General features: G+C 52.8%; 1 protein-coding gene and 1 pseudogene. Both read right to left on the bottom strand.

What is annotated here, in order from left to right:
• A pseudogene (locus GNZ13_RS28740) lies at positions 1 to 260 on the bottom strand (sugar ABC transporter permease); the annotation flags it as partial.
• On the bottom strand, positions 253 to 834 hold a 582-nt coding region (locus GNZ13_RS28735), incomplete at its 5' end, for an ATP-binding cassette domain-containing protein (RefSeq protein ID WP_172170879.1). The pseudogene GNZ13_RS28740 and the gene GNZ13_RS28735, both read right to left, overlap by 8 nt.

The following is an 834-nucleotide window of genomic DNA, read 5'->3' as shown; positions in this document are numbered from 1 at the left end:
GAGAGGTCGATGTGGCCTGAAACAATCACCATGAGCATTCCAAGGGCCATGATGACGATGTAGCTGTTCTGAAGCACCAGGTTGGTCAGATTGAGCGGTTGCATCAGTACGCCGCTCGTCGAAATCTGGAAGAACACCATGATGATGACGAGCGAAAGAAGCAGTCCATACTCGCTGCCAATACGCTTGACCACACCAAAAACTTCGCTTTTCTTGACCTCGGTGCCTTCGGCGGCCACGGGAGAGAGTGCCTTACGCATTTTCGATACCTCCATTTCGCATAATCGCTCGCATGATTTTTTCCTGCGAGACCTCTTCTGCGGTGAATTCGCCGACGAACCGGCCTTCGTTCATGACATAAACACGGTCACACATGCCAAGAAGTTCGGGCATTTCCGAGGAAATCATGACCACACACTTACCTGCCGCAACCGCCTGATTGATGATGTTGTAAATCTCGTACTTCGCTCCCACATCGATGCCTCGCGTGGGCTCGTCGAGAATCAGCACTTCCGGTTCAGAGAACAGCCATTTACTCAACACGACCTTCTGCTGGTTTCCGCCCGACAGGTTGCCAACGACGTGGGTGACGCCTTGAGCGCGAATTCGAAGCTTCTTTAGAAAATCAGTCGCAACCGTTATCTCCTCGTGCTCGTCGACGACGCCTAATTTGGAGACCCCGGAAAGGTTCGCAAGCGTGATGTTTCGCTTGATGTTGTCGTCGAGGAGCAAACCGTTGCCTTTCCGGTCTTCCGTCACGTAGGCAATACCCGCCTTGATGGCCTTCTGAACCGAGGAAACGTCAACCTGCTTTCCATGCATCAGAACCTGGCC

Origin of the sequence: Paraburkholderia elongata (assembly GCF_013177735.1) — a bacterium.
Taxonomy (GTDB): Bacteria; Pseudomonadota; Gammaproteobacteria; order Burkholderiales; family Burkholderiaceae; genus Paraburkholderia; species Paraburkholderia elongata.
The sequence above is the reverse complement of the archived record's forward strand: the minus strand, read 5'-3'. Positions and strand labels throughout refer to the sequence as shown.